This is a genomic window from Actinomadura napierensis (assembly GCF_039529375.1).
Classification (GTDB): Bacteria; Actinomycetota; Actinomycetes; order Streptosporangiales; family Streptosporangiaceae; genus Spirillospora; species Spirillospora napierensis.
In genome coordinates this window covers 60,595-80,749 of record NZ_BAAAMR010000010.1, presented here as the reverse complement: position 1 = coordinate 80,749, position 20,155 = coordinate 60,595, and the positions used below count along the sequence as shown (strand labels likewise).

Sequence of the window (20,155 nt, the reverse complement as noted above, 5' to 3'; positions counted from 1 at the left end):
CGCGTCGTCATGCGGTCGCCTCCGTGAGCGCACCCTCGGGCGCCCGGTTGCGTGGATGCCGTACGGCGAGCTCGGCGCTGATCAGGCAACTCCCGGCGACCAGGGCGAGCAGCACCAGCCAGCCCGCCGAGGTCGCCCGGGACAGCAGGAACGTCACCACCACCGGCCCGGCGGCCTTGCCGATGGAGTCGCCGAGCGCGAACACCGCCAGGTAGCGGCCGCGCAGGCGTTCGCGGGCCAGGCCGATCGAGACCGTCCACTCGCTGGCCGAGGCCGACAGCTCCCCGACCGAGTGCAGCACCACCGCCAGCACCAGCAGGACGACCGCCAGGACCGCCCCGACGTACTGGGCGAGCAGGTAGCCCGCGACCGCGATCGTCATGCCGAGCGCGGCGCGCTGGTAGGACGGGCGGACGTCGGCGGGCCCCTCCAGGCCCTTGGTCGCCCGCACCTGGAGCAGAACGATCATGACGGTGTTGACGGTGAACAGCACCCCGACCACCGCCTTGGGCGCGTCGGTGTGCTGGACGACCCAGAGCGGGACGCCGACGGTGAAGATCGTCGCTTCGAGCAGGACCAGGACGTTCAGCGCCGACAGCAGCGTGTAGCGCCAGTCGGACAGCACCTCCGCGTAGCCGCCGCGCGACTTCGCCGGCGCGGCCTCCGCGGCCTCCGCGTCCTGCCGGGCGGTGGCGCCGAGCGGCGGCGGGGTGATGCCGAGCACCAGCGCGATCGCGACGAAGAACGACAGCGCGTCCAGACCGAACGCCAGCACGTACCAGACGTGCGAGCCGAGCCCGAGCACGATGGCGGCCAGCAGGCCGCCCACCCCATAGCCGGCGTTGCGCACGGACCGGTTGAACGCCAGCAGCCGGTTGCGCGCCTCGCCGTCGGCGATCTGGGCCATGAAGGAGTGCTTGGCGGGACGTCCCGACGCGTCCGCCATGTTGGCCAGCAGCACCGTCAGCACCAGGACGCCGAAGTTCCGGGCGAACATGTACCCGGTGGTGCCGATCCCCGCCAGCGCGAACGCCGTGATCACCAGCGGTTTCGCGCCGAACCGGTCCACGAACACCCCGCCGAACGGGACCAGCACCGCGCTGCCGATCCCGGCGATGCTCATCGCCAGGCCCACCGTGACGGCCTTCATCCCGATCTGCTGGGTGAAGTAGATGATGACCAGCGGCGTGATCAGCCCGGTGCCGAGGGAGTCGGCCACCGCGACCCACGCCCAGCGCCGCACGGCCGGGATGTCGGGAAGGCCGACCAGGCGGCCCAGCAGCCCGCTCACGTTCACCACTCCGGTCGGGAGCCGTCGCGCTGCAGGAACTCCAGCCGGTTCCCCAGGTTGTCGAACGCGTAGAAGCGCCGGTGGCCGGGGAAGTTGTCGTCCCAGGTGACCTCGACGCCGTTGCCGGTCAGCCGCTTGGCCAGCCCGTCCAGGTCCGCCACGCGGATACCGGGATGCGCCTTGCGCGCGGGGCGGAAGTCCTGCTCGACGCCGAGGTGGATCTCCAGCGCGTCGGCCCGCACCCACAGCCCGCCCCGCGCGGCCAGTACCGGCGGCTTCTGGATCTCGAGCATGCCGAGGACGTCCACGTAGAACGTGCGGCACTCGTCCTCGCTGTCGGGCGGGATGGCGATCTGCACGTGGTGCAGCCCGTAGCTGAACGGCGACTCGTGGTCCGGTCCGTATCCCTGCTCCGAGACTTCGTGGTCCGTCATGTCGTTGAGCTCTCCATTTCACAAAGGGCCCGCCAGATCGGGGCGGTGCCGGCGGGCAGATGGTCGGTGCCGGGATCGGGCCGGGTCGCCCGGAGTCCCGTCACGTACGGTTCGAGATCGAGGTCGCAGAAGGCGGAGAGCCGGCCCGTCGCGCGCCCCTCGCAGAGCGCCCGGTAGCCGACCACCATTCGGCGGCCCGGGTCCAGGCCGGAAACGGTCTCGAACCAGGGACGGTGCCAGGCCGCCCACTTTGCGCAGGCGTCCTCGACCGTCCGGGGGCGCCAGGGCCGGTCGCCGGTCCATTCCAGCTGGGACGCCGCCGCCTCCAGCGGGTTGCGGACGAGCAGGACCATCCGCGCGTCCGGGACCGCGGACAGCACGGCCGGCAGGTCCAGGAGGTACTCGTTGTACTTGTCGCCCCAGCGCCGCCACGGCGCGTACGCCCTGGCGACGATGTCCGCGACGAGCGCCGCGGCCGGATCGGCGGGCGTGCCGCGGCCGTCGTCCAGGCCGTGCGGGTCGCGTGCCCCTCGGGCGACCGCCGCGGCCGCTTCTCGGAGCACGTCGTCGACGCCCTTCAGCCAGCGGTCGGCGCCTTCGCCGGCGGGCGGCCTGCGCCGCAGCGCGTACGCGATCTCGTCGGCGCGGAAATGCCGTCCCGCCAGGTCGGCGGCCGTGGTCCAGCGCGGCAGCAGGTACGGCAGCTTCCCGTTCACGGTGAAGATGCCGCCCGCGTCCGCGAACGCCCGGCTCAGCGCGTGGGCCAGCGCGGTGGTGCCCGACCGCTGAGCCCCCAGGAGCAGCAATGCGGTCACCGGTCCACCAGCTCCTTGAGCCGGCGCATGCACTCGACACTGGCCCCGTACCCGCCGTCGGTGAAGTCGTCGCCCCACGGGGTGTCCCGCTGCCGCTGGTTCAGGACGCGGCCGATGCGCCAGTGCGTCTCCAGCGAGAGCCATCCGGCGTAGCCGTCGGCGCGCAGCGCGTCGACGATGTCGCCCCACGGCAGGTCGCCGTCGCCCAGCCGCACGTACCCGCTCGTCCCGGCCGGGTCCTTCACGTGCACGTGTTCGATCAGGTCCTTGCCGAGTTCGTACTCGGCCGGGAACGGCGTCGCGTGCATGCCGCTGAACACGCTGTTGCCGGGGTCCCAGAGCACGCCCAGACCCTGCACGTCCGCCGCTTCCAGGAACCGGAGGACGAGTTCCATGGTCGGGGTGTTGGTCCGCGTCCCGGTCTCGACGAGCAGCTTCACCCCGTCCAGGTCCACTCCGTCGAGCACCCGCCTCGCGGCCTCGGCCGCCCCGGCGGGATCGGGGTCGCCGTCCCGGTAGAAAGTGAAGATCCGCACGTGCGGCGCGCCGAGCACGCGCGCCTGCGCGACGGCCCGGACGAGCACGGCGCGGGCTTCGGCGAACTCCTCGTCCGTGCGCGGGCGCCGGACCTTCAGCGCGGGCGGGCAGAACCCGGCGACGGCCAGCCCCCTGCCCGCCAGCTCCCGGACGACGTCCCCGAGCCGCTCGTCGGTGAGCTCTTGCGGCGGGACGTTGCCGACCGAGCGGACCTCGATCCCGGCGAACCCGCATCCGGCCGCCGCGTCGGCGGCCCGGCCGAGGTCCTGGTCGACCTCGTCGTTGATCACGGCTAGGCGCATCCCGCGGCCTCCCAGGCGGTCCGGAGGACCCGCAGGTCCTGGTGCGGCGTCCCGGCGCGCGACTCCACGGTGACGTCGACGCGAGCGGTCCCGAACGCCGCCAGCCAGTCCAGGTCCCGTTCGGTCAGCGGACGGTGCGCGCGGTCCGGCTCGAACCCCTTCACCTGCACCGCCGCCGTCAGCGGCGCGAGATCGCCGAGCGCTCCGCGGAAGTCGGCGGCGATCTCGTACAGGCCCAGGTTGTCCAGCACCAGGCGGCAGCCGTACCGCTCGCAGAGCTTCACCAGCTCGTCCGGCCCCGCTCCGCCCCGATGGGTCTCGACCAGCACCTGCTCCGGCTTCCGGTCGGCGGTCAGCGCACGCATCTGGCCGGCGGTCGCCTCCGCGTCGAGCGCCCCCGGCGCGGCGAAGACCTTCACGCTCTCACCCGGGAACCGCCCGGCGGCTTCGGCGTCCCGCTCGGGCCGGCCGAGCGTCACCGATATCCCGACGAACGACACCGCCAGGCCGCACAGCCCGGCGACGCCCTGCTCCTCCCAGCGGTGGCCCTTGCCGGCCCGCAGGTCGGCGACCGTGCCGCCCGCCCGCCGGACCAGGGCGGCGAACTCCGGCGCGTCCAGCCCCGGCGCCGAGCCGGACGACAGGCCGAGGCGCGCGCTCATCGCGCTCCCGCCTTCCGGATCTCGTCCAGGACGACCGTCACCGGCCTCGCCCGTTCCAGCGAGCACAGGTCGGGCCCGCGCGCGAACTCCTCGTAGACCCTGGCGCGCATCGCGCCGGTCGGCTCGGCGGGCAGCGTCTGCAGGCGGTCCCCGGTGCGCAGGCTCACCGCACCGTCCGCGATCGCCAGGGACCGGCCGTCCCCGGCGATCACCAGGTGCTCGGCGCGTGCCGGGACGTCCGCCGCGATGGTGAACGCCAGCGTCGAGCCCGCCGTGAACCGGATGAGCCCGCTGACCCGCACATCGATGCCGGGAGCACATTCCCGAAGGTCGCGGAGATCGACCGATTCGACTTCTCCCAGCAGTTGGCAGGCCAGATCAAGGTAGTGGACGCCGAGATGCGCGGCAATTCCGCCGAGCGCCCGCTCGGAATCGCCTCGCCAACCGGTGTAGTGCATCGCCGCATCTCTCGGGCGGCTTACCAGCAGCGTTCCGGTCGCGTCCTTGAAAGGCCGGTCCAGCAGGTCCCGCGGGAGCCGAAAACGATGCTGCAACATCACGCCCATCGACCCGGGGAGCCGATCGAGTTCCGCGACCGACATGCACGGCGGCTTCTCCAGCAGCACGGCCTTGCCGGCCTCGGCGGCCGCGGCGGCCAGTTCGGCGCGTCCCCCGGGCGGCAGGCACAGGGCGATGGCGTCGACCTCCGGGTCCGCCAGGACCGCCGGCCATCCGGACGCCCTGGTGAACGGTTCGACGGCGACCCTGCGGTCGGATTCCAGGACGGAGTGCACGGTCACGCCCGGTACCTGCCGGATCGCCTCGGCGTGCTGCCGCCCGGCCTTTCCGAATCCCGCGATCACCACACGCAAAGGGGTCCTCCGGTCAACGGCTTCCTTCGGTCGCGAACCCCAGAAACATAAGGGCGCGCTCTCGCCGGAGGCAAGCCATGAAAGTGACGCGATGCGGACACGCGGCGGCATTCAATTATTCTCGATCGGTTTTATATGTATTTGGTACGCCGAAAGCCGTTTGGTCGACTTCTCGGCAAAATCGAATAACCACGCCTGCCGAGTTTCCCCGACATGCCGAGCGGTCATGATCGTGCCATCGTGAACCCTAGGATGGTGCCCGGCCGGCCAACAATCTTGTGCGCCTTACTCCAGCTAAACGCCTTTAGCACCCTTTAGTGCGTTGTGCTCACGCTTCCGTCCGGCTCCGTCGCCGGGTGCACACGGGGGCCGGGCGACCGCGTTTCAGCAGGGAGGAGGCCATGGCCTCATCGAGTGGCAAGCGTGAGCGATGTCGCGGTGGGACGCCCCGTCGGCACGGGCGCCGCGCCAGCCAGGGAACGCTCATCTCGCTGACGAGGGGACGGAGGTCGTAGCCGCCGGCCATCTGGTCGAAGGCGGCTTCGTCGCTCAGGCCCGCCATCCACATGTGGCGGGCTTCGAAGGTGGGGCTCGCCTGCTCGAAGGTGGTGGCCGTCGTCTTCGGCGGCTTGGGCAAGGCGCTCGCGCCGCAGGGCCACGGAGCTCACCACGGGGACGAAGTCGGAGAGCAACATCCAGGCCGGGGCCCTTGCGTCCCGGCCTGGATGCCGTCTGCGGTCCGTTGAGTGCGGTGTCAGCGGGTGAAGGTGGTGGTGAGGGGGAGGTCGCGGGACGAGCCGCCGACCTGGACGGTGTAGGTGCCGGGCGGGGTCGTCCACGCGTGGGCGGAAGCGCTCCAGTACGACAGCGGGTGGGCGGGCCCGTCGGCCTTGAGGCGGACGGTCATGACTCGCGTCTGGCCGGGCTTGAGCGCGGCCTGCGCGTAGCCGACCAGCCGTTTGCCGGGTTCACCGGCGCTGGCGGGCAGTGTCAGGTAGACCTGCCCGGTCTCGGTTCCGGCCCGGGCGCCGGTGTTGCCGATGGTGAAGGTGACGTTGTAGGTGTTGGCGCCGGCCTTGGTGACGCGCAGGTTCCGGTACCGGTAGGAGGTGTAGGAGAGGCCGTATCCGAAGGGGTAGAGCGGCGCGATGTGCCGGCCGTCGTACCAGCGGTAGCCGACCTTGAGGCCTTCTGTGTAGTCGACCTGGCGGATGCTGGTCTGGTCGTCGGGCGGGCGGGTCGTACTGCCGTCAGCGAAGGTGCCGGGGTATTGGGCCGGAGTGCGGGTAGGCAGGTCGGCCTGTGACTTGGGGAAGGTCATCGGGAGTCTGCCGGACGGGTTGTCGTCGCCCCACAGCAGGCGTGCGATGGCGGTGCCCTGCTGGTCGCCGGCGTACCAGGTCTCCAGGATGCCCTTGACCTTGTCCCGCCAGGGCATCAGCACGGGGCCGCCGGTCTGCAGGACGGCGATGGTGGCGGGGTTGGCGTCGGCGACGGCGGAGATGAGGGCGTCGCCGTTGCCGTCGAGGTTGAGGTTGGGGCGGTCGGCGAACTCGCCTTCGGTGTAGTAGCCGAGGACGATGGCGAGGTCGGCGGCCTTGGCGGCTGCGGCTGCTGCGGCGGGGTCCTTGCCGTTGTCGAAGGTGACGGTGCCGCCGTTGGCGGCGGCGCGCGCGGTGATGGCGTCCAGGGCGGCGACGGGCTTCGGGCAGTCGACGGAGGGGGCGCCCATGAACTGTGAAGCGCAGGCGGTGGCGGCGCTCACGCCGTCGGTCGCGGTGGTGGACGCCGTCGGCCCGATGACGGCGATCTTGAGTGCCTTGGATGCCAAGGGCAGGATGCTGTTCTGGTTCTTCAGGAGGACCGAGCCCTTGGTCGCCACGGCGAGGGAGACGGCCTTGTGGGCGGCGGTGGAGACGTCGGCGGCCGGGTCGGTGGGGACGGGGTGGTCGAACAGTCCGGCCTGGATATAGGAGCGGACGACGCGGAAGGCGGCCTGGTCGACCCGCGCCGCGGTGATCTTCCCGTCGTTGATCGCGGTGGTGATGTTGTCGGGACTGTAGTAGTTCGGCTTGTTGAGTTCCTGGTCCAGGCCGGCGTTCAGGGACGGGGCGGTGGAGTGCACGGCCCGGAAGTCGGAGACGACGTAGCCGTCGAACCCCAGGGTGTTCTTGAGGACGTCTTTGAGCAGGTCGTTCTCGCAGGCGTAGGTGCCGTTGATCTGGTTGTAGGAGCACATGACGCCGCCGGGCCGGGCGTTGCGGACGGCGATCTCGAAGGGGAGGTCGTAGATCTGCTTGCGGGTGCGCTCGTCGATGTTGGAGGAGCTGAGGGTGCGGTCGGTCTCCTGCTCGTTGCCGACGTAGTGCTTCAGCACCGCCATGGTGGGCTTGGCGGGATCGCCCTTCTGCAGGCCCTGGATGCCCTGCGCGGCCAGGTTGCCGCTGAGCAGCGGGTCCTCGCCGAGGTATTCGGAGGTGCGTCCGGCCAGCGGGGTGCGGCCGCCGGAGATTCCGGGGGCCAGGACGACGGCCTTGCCCTTGTCGAAGGCTTCTTCGGCTTGGGCGGCGGCCTTGGTGCGGGCGAGCCGGTCGTTCCAGGTGGAGGCCAGTGCGATGGGCGCGGGGAACGCGGTGACGCCGGTGGACCCGCGGACGCCGTCGGGGCCGTCGGTGTAGGTGATGACGGGGGTGCAGGGGAGCTGCGCCGGATAGGTGACGCCGTCGAAGGCGGTCTGGCCGGGCTGGGTGGCGGCCTGCTCGTCCAGCCACCGGATCTTCTGGCCGAGCGTGCTGGCGTCCAGCAGCAGCCGGGCCCGCTGGCCGGCGGTCTTGCCGGCGTCCATCCACGGGCACTCGGCGAGCGATGGACGTCCGGTCTGCGCGGCTGCGGCCGGACTGGTCGGAGCCGCTACGGCTGCCAGCGCGGTGGCGGCCACCAGGACCGTCACGGCGCGGAAAGGCGCCTTGCCTGGACGCGAGGGTCTGCGCATGCGGGATGAGCTGGGGTGCATCGGTACTCCTCAGGGGTGGATGAGGCTGACCGCGGGGAACGAGGAGCGCATGCCCGTGCTCCGCCGTGCGGTGCGGCCGGGGACCGGACCGCACGGCGGGCCAGAGCGGCTGCTACTTCTGCGCGTACGCCTCGTCCATCTGCTTGAGGACCTTGGCCGGGTCGGCCTTGCCGGCGAACAGGTCCTGCACGCCGGTGAAGTGGGCCTGCTGGACCTTGGGGTTGGGCCACAGCTGGTCCATGAACGGGACGGTCTTGCCCGCCTTCTGGAAGTCGATGAGCGGCTGGAGGGCGGGGTCGGCGGTGAACTGGGCGTTGGGGATGCTGGGCAGGTTGCCGGTGGCGCTCGCGTAGAGGTTCATCGCTTCGGGGGTGGCGAGGAAGTCGATGAACTTGGAGGCCAGATCCTTGTTCCTGGCCTTGGCGTTGAGGGCGAACGCGCCGCCGGCGGCGCCGGGCATGCGGGTGTCGGAGGCGTTGTCGGTGGCGGGCACCGGGAACATGCCGAACTGCGTGCCCTGCGGCGCTTCGGACTTGAGCTGGTTGAGGGTGGAGGTGACCTGTATGGCGGCGACGGCCTTGCCCTTGGCCAGCTGGGACACCGAGCTCTCGAAGGAGGTGCCGAGCGGGTCCTTGGAGAAGCAGCCGCGCTTGTCCATCTCCAGGTACTTGTCCATCGCGGTCTTCCACCCGGAGCCGGCGAAGGTGGCGGAGCCGGCCTTCATCTTCTGGTCGAAGTCGGGCGTGGTCGCGTAGACGGTGGTGGGGACGAGGGCGTAGTCGACGAGCTGGGTGACCCAGTCGGTCTGGTTGCCGAGGGCGAAGGCGACCTTGCCCTTCGCCTTGGCGGTGTCGCAGAACGCCAGCGTCTCGGTCCAGGTGGTGGGGATCTTGGCGCCGGCCTCGTCCAGGGCCTTCTTGTTGTAGAGGGCGCCGATGCCGACGAAGGTGAGCGGGACGACGTAGGTCTTGCCGCCGACCTGGGTGACGGGCTTGATGCCGGACGGGATCTGGGCCGTCCAGGGCCGTCCGGACAGGTCGGCGAGGTAGCCGGTGGGGGCGAGGACCTCGATCGCGCCGGGGTTGCCGTTGCCGGGCCAGGCGAAGAACACGTCGGGGGCGGTGCCGGACGACAGCTGGGTGCGCAGCGTGCCCTGGTACTGGTCGGTGTCGGCGTAGGAGGCGGTGATGTCCACGCCGGGGTTGTGCTGCTTGAACGCCTTGATGACCGCCTCGGTGCCGGCGCGGTCGGTGGCGACGGCCGACACGCGCAGGCTCTTGGAGCCGCCGGAATTCGCGTTGGTGCCGCTGCTGCACGCGGCGGCGGACAGGGCGACGGCCGAGACCGCGCAGACGGCGGTCAAGCGATTGATCTTGGACATGGTCTTCCTCAGGGGGTGGGCAGGTCCTGGGCCAGGACGGGGGACAGGGACGGGGACGGGCCGGCGGCGGGGGGCGTCGCACTGAAGTCGTAATGGCCGCCGCGAAGACGGACGGTCACGGAATGGCCGGAGCGCTCGACGACGCGGAGGCCCTCGACCGCCGCCAACGGCGCGCCTCCTTCGGTCACACCTTCGGGAGCCTCGGTCGGCACGGTCAGCGTGGCGTTGACGCCGGGCGGGACGGTGACCTGGAGGAGAAGCCGGCCCGCTTCCAGGGACCAGCCGCATTCGACGATTCCGCGGGCGGTCTCCTGGCGGGCGCGGGCCCAGGTCAGCCGTCCGCCGACGGCGGGGGCGAGGTGGAGTTCGCGGTAGGCGACCGAGCCCGGGGCCTGGCCGATGCCGGCGACTCCGCCGTACAGCCATTCGCCGACCGATCCGAGGCTGTAGTGGTTGAAGGAGTTCATCGCGGGCGGCTTGATGCCGTGCTCCTCGGTCCAGCCGTCCCAGCGCTCCCAGATCGTGGTGGCGCCGTGCCGGATGGAGTACGCCCAGGACGGATAGGTGTCCTGGTGCAGCAGCGCGTAGGCCAGGTCGTGGCGGCCGTGCGCGGCGAGGACCGGGCACAGCAGCGCGACGCCGACGAAGCCGGTGGTCAGGTGGTGGTCGCGGGCCTCGATGTCGGCGGCGAGCCGGTCCACGGCGGCCGGCACGGCGCGTTCGGGAAGCAGGCCGAAGGCCAGGGCGAGCAGGTAGCCGGTCTGGGTGTCGCCCGCCACGCGGCCTTCGTCGGCGTCGACGAAGGCGTCGATGAACGCGTCCCGGATGGCGGTGTGGAGAGCGCCGTAGTGCTTGGCATCGTGCTCGGCGCCGAGGACTTCGGCGGTCCTGGCGACCAGTTCGGTGCTGCGTGCGAAGTAGGCGGTCGCCAGGACGTCGCGCGGGGTCTCGGCGTTGACCTGGAGCCAGTCGCCGTAGTGGTTGCCGACGCGGTGCCGCCACAGAAGGCCGGGGTTGTCGCGGTGGACGTGGTCGACCCACGCCTTCATGGCGGGGAAGCTGTGCTCCAGCACCCGCCGGTCGCCGTACTCGCGGTACAGGTGCCAGGGGATGATCACGCCGCCGTCGCCCCAGGCGGGCGCGCCCTCGCGGGTCATGCACAGTTCCGGGACGACGTCGGGGAACGCGCCGTCGGGGTGCTGGGCGTCGACCACGTCGCGCATCCAGCGGGCGAAGAACGCGGCGACGTCGGCGTTGCGGCAGGCGGTGGGCAGGAACACCTGCGCGTCGGCCAGCCAGCCGAGCCGCTCGTCGCGCTGCGGGCAGTCGGTCGGGACGGACACGAAGTTGCCGCGCTGCCCCCACCGGATGTTGGACTGCAACCGCATGACGGTGTCGTCCGAGCACGCGAACTCGCCGGTCCATGGGGTGTCGCTGTGCAGGACGCGTCCGGTGACGTCTTCTGGGGCCAGGTCGCCGGGGTGGCCGCTGACCTCGACGTAGCGGAAGCCGTGGAAGGTGAAGCGCGGTTCGAACACCTCGACGTCGCGTCCGGCGGCCACGTAGACGTCGGTGGCCTCGGCGGTGCGGAGGTTGTCGACGTACAGTTCGCCGTCGTCGAGGATCTCGGCGTGCCGGAGCTGGATGCGCTGCCCGGACGGTGCGTCGCGGACGGTCAGCCGGACGCGGCCGACCATGTTCTGCCCGAGGTCGACGATGAACCGGCCGTCCGCGCGGCGCTCCACCGAGCGGGCGTGCAGCTCCTCCAGCACCCGGACCGGACGGTCGGGCGCCGCCCGCAGGACACCGGTGCCCGTGCCCGCGACCAGGACGGGTCGCCAGCCGCCGTCATCGAAGCCGGGCTCGTCCCAGCCGGGCGGCTCGCGGCGGGCGTCGACGTACTCGCCCATGAGCAGGTCGGCATGCCGGATCGGTCCGGGGTGCTCGCGCCAGTCGCCGTCCGACAGCACCCAGCGGCGCGACCCGTCGGCGAAGTCCAGCAGGAGCTGGACGATCAGCTGCGGCGCCTCGCCGTAGTGCTGGGCGTGCCGCCGCGAGTCGAAGCCGACGAAGCCGCTCCACCAGCCGTCGGCCAGGACCGCGCCGATCACGTTGCCGCCCTCGCGCAGCAGGTCGCCGACGTCGTAGGTCTGGTACAGGACGCGGTGCCGGTACTCGGTCCATCCCGGGGCGAGTTCCGCGTCGCTTACCCGACGGCCGTTGAGACGCAGTTCGTACAGGCCGCGTGCGCTGACGTAGGCGCGGGCTCGCACCAGCGGCTTGTCGACGGTGAAGGCGCGCCGCAGATGCGGGCAGGGGGCCAGGTGGCGGGTGCGTTCCGTGCGGTCCTCGACGGCGGGCGGGTCCTGCGGTGGCGCCGCGTCCTGGTCGCGGGCGATCCAGGCCGCTTTCCACTCGTCCGGGTGCAACAGTCCGGTCTCGAACCACGAGCCCGCCGTGCCGCTCTCCGCGCCGTCGGCGTCCCAGACGGTGACGCGCCAGTGGTAGCGGGTCGAGGACTGCAGCGGCGGCCCGTCGTAGGGGATCAGCAGGGTGTCGGTACTGGTCACGCGCCCGGTGTCCCAGAGCAGGCGGCCGTCGCGGAGGTCAGCCTCTGAGAGCGCGACCGTGAGCCGGTAGGCGCCCTGGACATCGCCTCGCCGCGACGATCGCAGCTTCCACGACAGGCGGGGCGTCGGTTCGTCGAGGCCGAGAGGCTCGTCGAGTTGCTCGCAGGTGAGCCCGTAAGGCGTCAGCGACACGGTGATCGGGGGCACGGCTGGCACGGTGATCGGGGGCACGGTCATCCCTTCAGTCCTCCGGCGAAGCCCTTGATGATGTGCCGCTGCATGGCGAAATAGACGGCCAGGATCGGCAGCATCGCCAGGACCAGCCCCGCGAACACCAGGTTCCATTGCGAGACGTACTGGCCGAGGAACCCGAAGATGGCGACGGGGATCGTCTGCTGGTCGCTGCCGCTGAGATACAGGAAAGGAGTCAAGAAGTCATTCCAGACGAAGATGGCGTTGAGGATGATGACCGTGCCGGTGATGGGGCGGAGCAGAGGGAACAGGACGCGCCAGAAGAGCTGCATCGGCTGGGCGCCGTCGATGAGCGCGGCCTCTTCGTAATCGCGGGGGATCGCCCGCAGGAACCCCGTGTAGAGGAAGGTCGCGAAAGGGATCTGCAGGCCGCTGTAGAACAGCACCAGCGACCACAGCGTCCCCAGCAGGTGCAGGTCGCGGATCGTCTGGTACAGGGGCAGCAGCGCGAGCTGGAAGGGCAGCAGGAGACCCAGCATGACCAGCCAGAACAGCCACCGCGACCAGCGGGCGGTCACCCGCGCGAGCGGGTAGGCGGCCATGGCCGACAGCACCACGATCAACGCCACGCTCAAGGCGGTGACGATGACGCTGTTGACGATCGCGCCGGCGAGTCCGGCGTCCCGCCAGGCGTCGGCGTAATTCCGGAGGGTGGGGGACGTCGTCGGCATGACCGCCGAGGAGCCGTCGTGCGGATCCCGCAATGAGAGGTTCACCAGGATGTACAGCGGGAACGCCATCACCACGGTGACCGCGATCATCAGGATCTCGCGCAGGAGGGTGCGCGCCGAGTAGCGGTTCACCGGGCCGACCTCTCCTGCCGCCGCAGCAGCCCGTACTGGCCACTGGAAATGATCGCGACGAAGACCGTGAGCACGATCGCGATCGCGACGCTGTAGCCGTACTCGTTGAACTGGAAGGCGTTCTTGTAGATGAGCGTCGACAGCGTTTCGGTCGAATTCCCCGGCCCGCCGCCGGTCATCACCCAGACCTGGTCGAAGAGCTTCAGGCCGCCGATGATCGACAGCATCAGGTTGATGGTGGTCGCGGGCGCCAGCAGGGGGAGCACGATGCTGCGGAACCGCTGCCAGGCGCCCGCTCCGTCGACCGCCGCGGCCTCGTAGATCTCGGCCGGGATGCCCTGCAGCCCCGCCAGGAAGATGACCATCGAATAGCCGGCGAACTGCCAGACGATCACGCCGATCACGCTGCCCAGGGCCAGATTCCCCTCGCCCAGCCAGTTCTGCTGCCAGGATCCCAGCCCGACCCCGTCCAGCAGGCTGTTGATCGCCCCGTCCGGCGCCAGCATGTACTTCCACAGCGCCGCGGTCACCACCGGCGTCATCACCGCCGGCGCGAACAGCAGCACCCGCAGCACGAACCGGCTCTTGATCAGGCTGTGCACGCCCATCGCCAGCGCCAGCCCCAGCGCGTTCTGGACCACGGTGATCGCCACCGCGATGATGAGCGTCTGCCGGAGCGCGCCGCGCGCCGCCGGATCCGACCACATCTGCCGGAAGTTGCCGAGCCCCACGAAATGCTTGGCCGGGTTCAGGCCGTCCCAGTCGGTGAAGGCGAAGCCCGCCCCCTTGACGCTCGGCACCAGCACCACGAACACGTAGAGCGCGAGCGCGGGAAGCACGAACCACGCAGGTGTCCGTGCCCGCCGCCGCCGGTGCGACGACCACCTCGGGCGTGTCCCGGTGGATGCGGTACGCCGACCGACCGCGGTGGTCGTGCGCGACCCGGGGGCTTCCATGCCTGACGTCACCTCCTCGGTGTGTCGCGCGGACATCAGCACCTCCCAGCGCCGTACGCGCATCGCGCACGACAGATGACGATCTCGTTTCGGACGGGTGAACCACGTCACCGGCTAGTGAGGGATGGTGCGCCCGTAGTCATGGCCGCCGATAGCCCGCTATGGTCCTGCGGTAGCACGATGTTCACCTCACCTCGCCGGCACGCGGACGGATCAGGATCCACGCCATGGAAGAACCGCCCGTCGGGACGGCCAAGGGATTGCTGTACTTCACCGACGGCTCCCTTGCCTACGCCGGCCACTACCTCCACCAGGGGCACCACCCGGTCCACACGCACAGCTTCATGGAGATCGCCGTGGTCACCGGCGGCCGGGGCATGCACCGGTCGCTCGACGGCCGCAGGAGTCTCCAGGTCGGGGAGGTCGTCCTGCTCCGGCCGGGGGTCTGGCACGGCTACGAGGACTGCCAGGACCTGGACCTGTACAACTGCTGCTTCAGCACCGAGCTCCTGCACCGCGAACTCGCCTGGACCCGCGAGGACCCGCTCCTCGGATACCTGCTGTGGACCGCGCCCAACTCCATGCAGCGCCGCGGCATGCTCACCACGCGGCTCGACGCACAAGCGCTCAAAGCATCGGTCGTTCACCTCGACGCCCTCGACCGGCTCAGCCGCCAGAGCATCGACCACCACCGCGGCGACATCATCGGCCGCCTCACGCTGTTCCTGAGCCACCTCGCCCGGGCCGTCGCCGAGCACCGCGCGCCGGGATCAGGGCCCGCCCACCCCGCGGTGGTGCAGGCGATGCGACTGCTGGAGGCGCGCATGGCGCACCGGTGGACGCTCACCGAGCTCGCCGACGAACTGCACCTGTCGCCCCGCTACCTGGTGCGGATCTTCAAGACCACGACCGGCCTGCCCCCGATGGCCTACCTCGCCCAGCACCGCGTCGAGACCGCCGCCTCGCTGCTGCTGCACACCGACCAGTCGATCACCCAGATCGGCCAGGCCGTCGGCTGGGCCGACCAGAACTACTTCGCCCGCCGCTTCAAGGCCCACTACGGACTGTCGGCCACCACCTACCGGCAGCGGTTCACCCACAACGCCGTCGGCCTGCGCCCGTCTGAACGCGTCTCCTCGCAGGCGTGTTGACGGGCCAGGCGGCCTTGCCGATTTTCCTCTCATCCAATGAGAAAGCCGTGGTCGTCAAAGGTCGCTCGGATGATGCTCGGAACTCCACCCCTGGATTGCGAGGAACGTCCTCATGGCGATCGACATGCCTGCGGCGGATGCGCCGTCCGCCTCTCGGCCCGCGGCGGCGAACCCGTCCAGCGTGACGGACCTGCTGGTCGCGGCCAAGACTCCGGTCTCCGACGGCGTGGTGACGCTGACGCTGGCGCGCCCGGACGGCGGGCGGCTGCCGGACTGGGCGCCCGGCGCGCACATCGACCTCGTGCTTCCGAACGGCCTGACCCGGCAGTACTCGCTGTGCGGCGACCGCTGGGACGCCCGCACCTACCGGATCGGCGTGCTGCGCGAGCCGGCCGGCCGCGGCGGGTCGGCCTTCGTCCACGAGGAACTGGAGACCGGTGACCTGGCCGGGCTCGGCGGGCCGCGCAACAACTTCCGCCTGGCCCCCGCCGAGCGGTACCTGTTCGTCGCCGGCGGGATCGGGATCACGCCGCTGCTGCCCATGATCGTTCAGGCGGAGATGCTGGGCGTCGAGTGGCGGCTGCTGTACGGCGGGCGCACCCGCTCGTCGATGGCGTTCCTGGACGAACTCGCCCCCTACGGCGACAAGGTCACGGTATGCCCCGAAGATGAGCACGGCCTCCTCGAACTCGACGCGTGGCTACCCGAGACGCCGGATGGCATGAAGGTGTACTGCTGCGGCCCTGGCCCGCTGCTGGACGCGGTGGAACGGCGATGCGCCGCCTGGCCACCCGGCTGCCTGCGCACGGAACGCTTCGTCGCCGCCGATCAGGACATGACCTCCGCCGACACGTCCTTCGAGGTGGAACTGCGACGCTCGGGTCGGACCCTCAGCGTCGCCCGCGACCAATCGCTCCTGCAGGCGCTCGGCGACGCGGGCGTGCCCGTCCTGTCGTCGTGCCGCCAAGGACTGTGCGGGACCTGCGAGACGACCGTCCTGGACGGCGTACCCGACCACCGCGACTCGCTGCTGGACGAGACCGAACGCGCCGCCGGCGACTGCATGTTCGTGTGCGTGTCCCGCTCCAACAGCCCCCGCCTCGTCCTGGACCTGTGACCCGCGAGGAGAACCCGATGACCGCCACCACCGCTCCACCGTCGCTGAGCGCCGACCCCTTCGACGAAGAGATTCTGCAAGACCCCCTGGCGTTCCAGGCCGAACTGCGCGACGCCGGCCCCGTCGTCCATCTGCCCCGGTACGACGTTTACGGACTCGCTCGCTACGAGCAGGTCCACACCGCACTGACCGACTGGCAGTCCTTCCAGTCCGGCGCGGGCGTCGGACTCGCCAACTTCCGCCACGAGAAGCCATGGCGTCCGCCGAGCCTCCTGCTGGAGGCCGACCCTCCCCGCCACGACGCGCCACGAGCCGTCCTGACCAAGATCCTCGGCCCGCGCGCGCTGCGGCGGCTGCGCGAGGCATGGCACGCCGACGCCGAAGCCCTCGTCGACGAGGTGCTCACCGACACCGAGTTCGACGCCGTACCGGCGCTGGCCCAGGCGTTTCCGCTGCGGGTGTTCCCCGACGCGGTCGGCCTGCCCCGCGACGGCCGCGAGCACCTCCTGCCCTACGGCGACCACGCTTTCAACGCCTTCGGCCCGCAGAACGCCCTGGTCGCCAAGGGCACGCCGCGGGTCGCCGAACTGTCGGGCCGGGTGAACGCGCAGTGCGCCCGCGACAACCTCACCGACGGCGGGTTCGGCGCGCGGATCTGGGCGGCGGCCGACCACGGCGACATCACCCACGAGCAGGCCCCGCTGGTGGTCCGCTCGCTGCTGACCGCCGGCGTCGACACCACCGTCCACGCGCTGGCCGCCATCATCTACGCCTTCGCCACCCACCCCGACCAGTGGCAACGCCTCCGCCACGACCCCGCGCTCGCGCGCGTCGCGTTCGACGAGGCGGTGCGATGGGAGTCACCCGTCCAGACCTTCTTCCGCACCGCCACCACCGACGTCGAGATCGCCGGCACCGCGATCCCCGAAGGCAGGAAGATCCTGATGTTCCTCGGCGCCGCCAACCGCGACCCGCGCCGCTGGACCTCACCCGACGCCTTCGACCTGTCCCGCGACCCGTCCGCGCACGTCGGCTTCGGGATGGGGCTGCACCAGTGCGTCGGCCAGCACGTCGCCCGCCTGGAAGCCGAAGCGCTGCTGACCGCCCTCGCCCGCCGCGTCCGCCACATCGAACCGACCGCGACGCCGGCGCGCCACCTCAACAACACCCTGCGCTCCTGGGCCTCAATGCCCATCCGCATCGCCCGAGCCTGATCCGGCCGTTCACAAGAAAGATCTGCACCAAGTCCCACAGAGCCCGGCGCCCGTGCCCGGATCGGACGGCGGCGCGGTATCCGCCCGCGAACGTCGGGCCGGCAGGCTACGGTGCGGGGGCATGGATGATCGCCCCCTGCCCGAGGATCCGCCGACCGGTCCCGGATACTTCCCGCGCCGCGGTGGAGCCGCCGGTGAGGTTCCCGAGATCGACACCGCCGCCGCGGCGACCGTCCGTGCCGAGGTGGAACGCAACGAGGCTCTGATCGCGGCGGTGCTGCGGAGCGGCGGCACCGATCAGCAGGTCGGGGAGCGGGTGCGGCATCACCTGTCCGGCGAGCCCGATCCGCTGGGGGCGGGAGCGCTCGCGGCGATCGTGGTGAGGTTGACCGACCGCGGCAACGGTCCCGTCCTGGCGGACGGCTGGGTCGGCGAGCACGGGCTCGCGTTCGCGGCATGCGCGTTCGTCGAGCGGCATGCGGTCATGGTCGAGAAGGCCGCACCGCCGCGGTGGGTCCGGTTCCTGACGGAGACCCCCGCCAGCCCCCGGCACTGGGTGGACGAGGGGACGGCGCGCAAACTGCGGCAACTGCTCGCCGCCGCCCCCGAGCGGGAGCACCGGGCCGCGGTCGGGCGACTCGGCGGGCATCGCCGGGATCCGCTGCGCAGGGCCCTGGTCTCCTTCCTGGTCCCCGACCGCACCGACTGGGTGGCCGAGTGCTGCGCCGAGGACGCCGGCGTCCAGGCCGACACGGTGCACTGGCTGCTGATGTGCTCGGTGGGTTCGGCGGAGCACCTCGCCCTGCTCGGAGCACGCGCCGGGCTCCGTCCGGACGAGGCCGTCCTGCCCGTCATGAGCACGCTGATCGAGGGCCTCGGCGCCGGCGCAGTGCCGCTCCTGGGCGACGTCATCCCCGGCGCCCCGGCGCCGTTGCAGGTCATGGACGCGCTCGCGGGCGTCCCCAGCGACGAGGCGTTGCGGATCCTGCTGACGCACGCCAGGGATCCGGACGCCCATGCGCGCGCGGTCCGGGCGATCGAGCGGTTCCCGGTGCGGGCCGTGCCCGTGCTGGCGCGGCTGGCCGGGACCCGCCCGGCGGTCGCCGAGCTGCTCGGCCGTCACCTGCGCTCGCATCCGCGGCTGGTCGGGTCGGTCGTCCCGGCGCTGCCGGAGGCCGACCGCATGACGGCCGAGAGGCTCGGACCGCCGGCGCCGCGTCCCGAGAAACCCGTCCCGTGGACGGCGCCGGCGCCGGCACCGGTCGGATGGGTCGACGTGACGCGGCTCCCGCAGATCCTGCTCAAGGGCCGCGAGCACGCCCTGCCCGCCGACGTCACCGGCCACTTCGTCGCGATGCTCGCGGACGGGCACCCGGGCGTCGCGGCCGTCGCCGACCTGTGCGATCCGGGCTCGCTGGCCGAGTTCGCCTGGGCGCTGTTCGAGACCCACGAGTTCCGCAGGCTGCCCCGACCGGACGGGGGGTGGGTCCGCGCGGCCCTCGCACGGTTCGGCGACGACACCACGGCGCGGCGCCTCACCCCGATCGTCGGCGACTGGCCGAAGAGCAAGCGCCACCGCGAAGCCCGGCTCGCGCTCGGGGTGTTCACCGGGATCGGCACCGACGCGGCGCTGCGGCAGCTCGACCACCTCGCCCGCAAGGCCAGGTTCAGAGGCCTGCGGGAGGCGGCGGAACGAGAGCTGGACCGGGCCGCGCGCGAACGCGGCCTCACCGCCGAGCAGCTCGCCGACCGCCTCGTCCCCGACCTCGACCTGGACGCGGACGGCGCCCTCGTCCTGGACTACGGCCCCCGCCGCTTCACCGTCGGCTTCGACGAGCGGCTCGCACCCTACGTCACCGGCCCCGGCGGCAAGCGCCGCGCGTCCCTGCCCAAGCCCGCCGCCACCGACGACCCCGAGACGGCGCACGCCGCATACGAGCACTTCAAGCAGCTCAAGAAGGACGTGCGCGCCATCGCCGCCGGCCAGGTCGCCCGCCTGGAGCGGGCCATGGTGACCGGCAGGTCATGGACGGCGGCCGAGTTCCACGCCCTCTTCGCCGGCCACCCGCTGGTCCGGCACATCGCGCGCCGCCTCGTCTGGGCCACCGGCGAAGGCGAGGCGTTCCGCCTGGACGAGGACCGCACGCTCAGCGACGTCCACGACGACGCGTTCACCCTGCCCGCCACCGCCCGCGTCACCATCCCGCACCCGGCGCTGCTCCCTCTCGGCACCTGGTCGGAGATCTTCGCCGACTACGAGATCCTGCAGCCGTTCCCGCAAATCGGGCGGACCGTGCACACCCTCACCGACGCCGAGCTGAAGGGCGGCCGTCTCGAACGCTTCGAAGGGCGCACCGTCCCCCTCGGCCGGGTCCTGGACCTGGACCGTCGCGGCTGGGAGCGCCATCGCCCGTCCGGAAGCCCGGAGCAGGTCTGGGTCTCCCGCCCCGCGGCCGACGGCCTGCACGTCATGATCACACTCAGTCCCGGGATCGCCGTCGACCCGGAGGACCGCGTTCCCGAGCAGCGCCTGACGGACGTCCGGCTCAACGACCGCCCCGCCGGTTTCGGCGACCGCGTCGGCGCACACACCTTCGGCGAGCTCGACCCCGCCACGGCCTCCGAAATCCTCACCGACCTCATCGGCCTGGTCGGCCCCACGGAACGGCCCTGACCGGTCAACGTGTGGAGCAGTGGCAGCGGGAGGTGACGGCGATCCGCATGGCGGGTTCATGGCGGCCCGCACCTCGGTCGCCGATCCTGCGGTCCAGGCCGCCGTAGACGC

At 71.5% G+C, this 20,155-nt stretch carries 15 protein-coding genes; 4 read left to right on the top strand and 11 right to left on the bottom strand.

Features of this window, described 5'->3' with window-relative positions; translation table 11 throughout:
* Nucleotides 1–7: 7 nt before the first annotated feature.
* From ABD296_RS08555 to ABD296_RS08505, 11 genes are all read right to left on the bottom strand, one after another.
* Nucleotides 8–1,291: an MFS transporter gene (locus tag ABD296_RS08555; RefSeq protein ID WP_344263355.1), complete on the bottom strand. Its 1,284-nt coding sequence runs from the start codon at nucleotides 1,289–1,291 to the stop codon at nucleotides 8–10.
* 2 nt (nucleotides 1,292–1,293) lie between these two features.
* A complete protein-coding gene (locus ABD296_RS08550; protein ID WP_344263353.1) occupies nucleotides 1,294–1,725 on the bottom strand; it encodes a VOC family protein in 432 nt (143 codons plus the stop codon).
* Complete coding sequence (locus ABD296_RS08545; RefSeq protein ID WP_344263351.1) at nucleotides 1,722–2,540, bottom strand: sulfotransferase; 819 nt, start codon at nucleotides 2,538–2,540, stop codon at nucleotides 1,722–1,724. Before ABD296_RS08545 ends, ABD296_RS08550 begins: the two co-directional genes overlap by 4 nt.
* Nucleotides 2,537–3,379 (bottom strand): sugar phosphate isomerase/epimerase family protein, encoded by an 843-nt coding sequence (locus tag ABD296_RS08540; RefSeq protein WP_344263349.1) that lies wholly within the window; start codon nucleotides 3,377–3,379, stop codon nucleotides 2,537–2,539. The genes ABD296_RS08545 and ABD296_RS08540 overlap by 4 nt, the downstream gene beginning before the upstream one ends.
* The gene (locus ABD296_RS08535) at nucleotides 3,370–4,041 is read right to left on the bottom strand and encodes a hypothetical protein (RefSeq protein ID WP_344263347.1); all 672 of its coding nucleotides are present in this window, start codon (nucleotides 4,039–4,041) and stop codon (nucleotides 3,370–3,372) included. Before ABD296_RS08535 ends, ABD296_RS08540 begins: the two co-directional genes overlap by 10 nt.
* Complete coding sequence (locus ABD296_RS08530) at nucleotides 4,038–4,907, bottom strand: Gfo/Idh/MocA family protein (protein ID WP_344263345.1); 870 nt, start codon at nucleotides 4,905–4,907, stop codon at nucleotides 4,038–4,040. The genes ABD296_RS08535 and ABD296_RS08530 overlap by 4 nt, the downstream gene beginning before the upstream one ends.
* Nucleotides 4,908–5,667: 760 nt before the next feature.
* Nucleotides 5,668–7,863, bottom strand: a complete 2,196-nt coding sequence (locus ABD296_RS08525) for a beta-glucosidase family protein (protein WP_344263343.1) — start codon at nucleotides 7,861–7,863, stop codon at nucleotides 5,668–5,670.
* A gap of 175 nt (nucleotides 7,864–8,038) precedes the next feature.
* Complete coding sequence (locus ABD296_RS08520) at nucleotides 8,039–9,307, bottom strand: ABC transporter substrate-binding protein (protein WP_344263341.1); 1,269 nt, start codon at nucleotides 9,305–9,307, stop codon at nucleotides 8,039–8,041.
* A gap of 8 nt (nucleotides 9,308–9,315) precedes the next feature.
* Nucleotides 9,316–12,084, bottom strand: a complete 2,769-nt coding sequence (locus tag ABD296_RS08515; RefSeq protein WP_344263339.1) for an alpha-L-rhamnosidase — start codon at nucleotides 12,082–12,084, stop codon at nucleotides 9,316–9,318.
* 26 nt (nucleotides 12,085–12,110) lie between these two features.
* Nucleotides 12,111–12,932 carry a carbohydrate ABC transporter permease gene (locus tag ABD296_RS08510; protein ID WP_344263337.1) on the bottom strand — a complete coding sequence of 274 codons (822 nt, stop codon included), beginning with the start codon at nucleotides 12,930–12,932 and terminating at the stop codon, nucleotides 12,111–12,113.
* Nucleotides 12,929–13,771, bottom strand: a complete 843-nt coding sequence (locus ABD296_RS08505) for a carbohydrate ABC transporter permease (RefSeq protein ID WP_344263335.1) — start codon at nucleotides 13,769–13,771, stop codon at nucleotides 12,929–12,931. Before ABD296_RS08505 ends, ABD296_RS08510 begins: the two co-directional genes overlap by 4 nt.
* A 344-nt stretch (nucleotides 13,772–14,115) precedes the next feature.
* Here ABD296_RS08505 and ABD296_RS08500 point away from each other — a divergent pair, with 344 nt between their 5' ends.
* The 4 genes from ABD296_RS08500 to ABD296_RS08485 all read left to right on the top strand — a co-directional run bounded on the left by ABD296_RS08500 (nucleotide 14,116) and on the right by ABD296_RS08485 (nucleotide 20,044).
* Nucleotides 14,116–15,039: an AraC family transcriptional regulator gene (locus tag ABD296_RS08500; protein WP_344263333.1), complete on the top strand. Its 924-nt coding sequence runs from the start codon at nucleotides 14,116–14,118 to the stop codon at nucleotides 15,037–15,039.
* Between the two features lie 112 nt (nucleotides 15,040–15,151).
* Complete coding sequence (locus tag ABD296_RS08495; RefSeq protein WP_344263331.1) at nucleotides 15,152–16,156, top strand: PDR/VanB family oxidoreductase; 1,005 nt, start codon at nucleotides 15,152–15,154, stop codon at nucleotides 16,154–16,156.
* A 17-nt stretch (nucleotides 16,157–16,173) separates the two neighbouring features.
* A complete protein-coding gene (locus tag ABD296_RS08490; protein ID WP_344263329.1) occupies nucleotides 16,174–17,370 on the top strand; it encodes a cytochrome P450 in 1,197 nt (398 codons plus the stop codon).
* Nucleotides 17,371–17,491: 121 nt separating this feature from the next.
* Entirely contained in the window at nucleotides 17,492–20,044 is a 2,553-nt protein-coding gene (locus ABD296_RS08485) for a DUF4132 domain-containing protein (protein WP_344263328.1), read from the top strand.
* Nucleotides 20,045–20,155: the final 111 nt, after the last annotated feature.